Origin of the sequence: Desulfonatronospira sp., from assembly GCA_003563255.1 — a bacterium.
Classification (GTDB): Bacteria; Desulfobacterota; Desulfovibrionia; order Desulfovibrionales; family Desulfonatronovibrionaceae; genus Desulfonatronospira.
In genome coordinates this window covers 1-3,255 of record PWSL01000343.1, presented here as the reverse complement: position 1 = coordinate 3,255, position 3,255 = coordinate 1, and the positions used below count along the sequence as shown (strand labels likewise).

General features: G+C 55.0%; 2 protein-coding genes. Both read left to right on the top strand.

The window, feature by feature from the left end; genetic code table 11:
* Nucleotides 1–807, top strand: an 807-nt coding sequence (locus QZP87_RS09955; protein ID WP_291322768.1) for a hypothetical protein, incomplete at its 5' end; no start/stop codon positions are given.
* Nucleotides 808–820: 13 nt separating this feature from the next.
* On the top strand, nt 821–3,255 hold a 2,435-nt coding region (locus QZP87_RS09950; RefSeq protein ID WP_291322767.1), incomplete at its 3' end, for a DUF499 domain-containing protein.

Here is a 3,255-nt window from a genome sequence, read left to right as displayed (position 1 = left end):
GCCCTCGCCTCCTCCATTGTCCTGGTCTGCCGCAAGCGGGACTCCAATGCCACCGCCATCCCCCGCCGTCAGTTCCTGCGAGAGCTCAAGGAAGAACTTCCGGAAGCCTTAGAGACCATGATCGGGGGTAAAGAAGGCGCAACAGCCATTGCCCCTGTGGATCTGGCCCAGGCGGCCATAGGTCCGGGGATGGCCATATATTCACGATATTCCGGCATACTGGAGGCTGACGGCTCCAAGATGTCTGTGCGGGATGCGCTTATTCAGATCAACAAGGTCATTGATGAATTTTTCAACGAAGCTGAAGGCGAAATGGATTCCGACACCCGGTTCTGCATTGACTGGTTCATGCAATATGGGTTCAAGACAGATGCCTTCGGCCAGGCAGATGTCCTGGCCAGGGCCAAAGGAACAACCGTGGACGGGCTGGTTCAGGCCGGGGTGGTGGAAGCAAAGGGAGGCCAAGTGCGGCTGCTCAAATTCAACGAATATGCTGCTGACTGGGACCCGCAAAAAGACAGTCGCACACCCACCTGGCAAGCCCTGCATCAGCTTATTCTGGCCCTGCAGACCGGGGGTGAATCCGAAGCTGGCAGGCTTTTGTCCCGCATGACTGAACGTACAGAGCCTGTGCGCCAGCTGGCCTATCGTCTGTTTACCCTGTGCGAGCGCAAGGGCTGGGCCGAAGAAGCCCGGGCCTACAACGAGCTCATCGCTTCCTGGTATGGCACTGTGGAGGCCTCTGCATCCGAGAAAAAGCCGGCCAGGGAAAAGCGAATGCGAATGGATGAATTAATGGATCAGTAAAAGAGGGAGATTTATGCAGCTCAAAGCCTGGACCGAGATTGCCACGCCCCACGAGGATGTACTCAAGGGAACATTCAAGCAGGCCGAGTTTGCCGCGGACCTGAGCTTAGTGCACAGAGGTGATGCACCCAGGGAGTACCAGGACCCGGTAAGTTTTTTCCAGCGCACGTACATAACTGAAGGCATGCGCCTTCTACTGGACAGTGTAGTCAAACGCCTCAACGGCGGCAGCGGCGATCCAGTAGTGCAGCTTCAGACAGCGTTCGGCGGCGGCAAGACCCATACAGAGATGGCCGTGTATCACCTGGCCAGGGGAGAAAAGCCTCCAAGTGAGCTCAGAGGAGTTCCTTCAATCCTGGACGCAGCCGGCATAACCGAGGTTCCCAGAGCCAGCATCTCCGTGGTGGACGGCAACCGCATGAGCCCTTCCCAGACCAAGAAAAGGGGCAATACCGAGGTACGTACCCTGTGGGGAGAAATCGCCTGGCAGATCGGGGGAGAAGACGGCTTTGCCATGGTGGCTGACTCAGACCGGGACGGGACATCTCCGGGCAAAGAGGTGCTTATTGAGCTCTTTGAGAAGTACAGCCCGGCCCTGATCCTCATGGATGAAATGGTGGCTTATCTGCGCCAGTTTCAGGAGGGCAAAGGGTATCCCGGGGGAACATTTGAGTCCAACCTGTCCTTTATTCAGGCCCTGACAGAGGCCGTAGCTGCAACCAGAAGCTCAATGCTTCTCGTTGCCCTGCCTGAGTCGGATACAGAAATGGGCGGGGTCAGAGGACAGCAGGCTTTGACCTCGCTGGAGAAGTATTTCGGCAGGATTCAAGCTCTGTGGAAGCCGGTGGCTACAGAGGAAGCCTTTGAAATAGTACGCAGGAGGCTCTTCAACGAGATCACTGACAGACAAAGCGTAGAGGACACCTGCCGGGCCTTTGCCCAGTATTACCGGGAGGCGGCGGACGACTTTCCGGCTGAGACACAGGAAGGGACGTATTTTCACAGGCTTATGGCTTCCTATCCCATTCACCCGGAAATATTCGACCGCCTGTATCTGGACTGGTCATCCATGGAAAAATTTCAGCGCACCAGGGGCGTGCTCCAACTTCTGGCCACAGTAGCCTACCGCCTCTGGAAGGATGGCTCCAGGGACCCCATGATCATGCCCGGATCTCTGCCCCTGTACGACAACAACGTAAAGAATCAGGCCATATATTATCTGCCCCAGGGCTGGGACCCGGTGATTGACAAGGATATTGACGGTGACCAGGCCCTGTCCGTGAAGATTGACACCCAGCACCCCCTGCTGGGAAAGCACCAGGCAGCCAGAAGAACAGCCAGGTCGATTTTTATGGGCAGCGCACCAGGGGCCAGGCGGCAGGGAGCCAGGGGTATAGACTATAAGTATGTAGCCCTGGGGGTGGCCTATCCAGGCATAAGCACCAGCGTGGTCAAGGACACCTTGAAACACCTTTCGGACAAGCTCTTTTATCTCAATGTGGACAGTGAGCGCTACTGGTTTGATGTTACGCCCAATCTGCGCCGGGAAATGGAGGAGCGCAAGCAAAGATTTGACTACCATGAAGGTGTTCTTCCGGAAATCAAAAAAAGACTGGAGAAGCTGCTCAAAAAAGGCTCTTTCGGCGGCATTCACGTGTTTACACCTGCTTCAGATGTACCCGATGATTTTGATATCAGGCTGTGTGTGCTGCCCCCGCACAAGCCTCATTCCAGGAGCAGTGAAGTGGCCGTAAATGCTGCTTCTGAAATACTCAAATTCCGGGGGACCGGCCCCAGACTTCATCAGAACAGGCTGGTTTTTCTGGCCCCGGACTATGACACAGTGCCCAGACTCAAAGACAATGTCCGGACTTATCTGGCCTGGAAGTCCATTGTTGATGACGTACACCAGACCCGTCTGGTTCTGGATAATTTACAGACAAAGCAGGCTGAGAAAAACAGCGAGACCGCCTCCAGTACGCTGAACAGGACCATTACCGAATGCTTCCAATGGATACTCAGCCCCATCCAGCATCCAACACGCCAAAAAGGTGTGGGCAAGATGGAATGGGATGACCTGCGTATAAATACCGGAGCCAGCGACTTGACTGAGGAAGTTGAGAAAAAGCTCACCGACGAAGAGCTCCTGCTCAAGGTCTGGTCACCCATCCACCTGGATAACATGCTCAAGCAGTGGTTCTGGAAAAATGGGGCTACAGATATAAAAACCATGGACCTCTGGGAGAAGATGGCCAGCTATCCTTACCTGCCCAGACTCCTGGACAGTTCCATCCTGCAGTCTGTTATATCCACAGGTGTAAGCAGCGGCGATTATTTTGGGTATGCAGACGGCAAGGAGGGGGATGAATACCGGGGTCTGAAACTCAAGGAACCCTGTGCAGCGGTCATAGACCGTTCATCACTGATTGTGGAACTGGAAACCGCCAG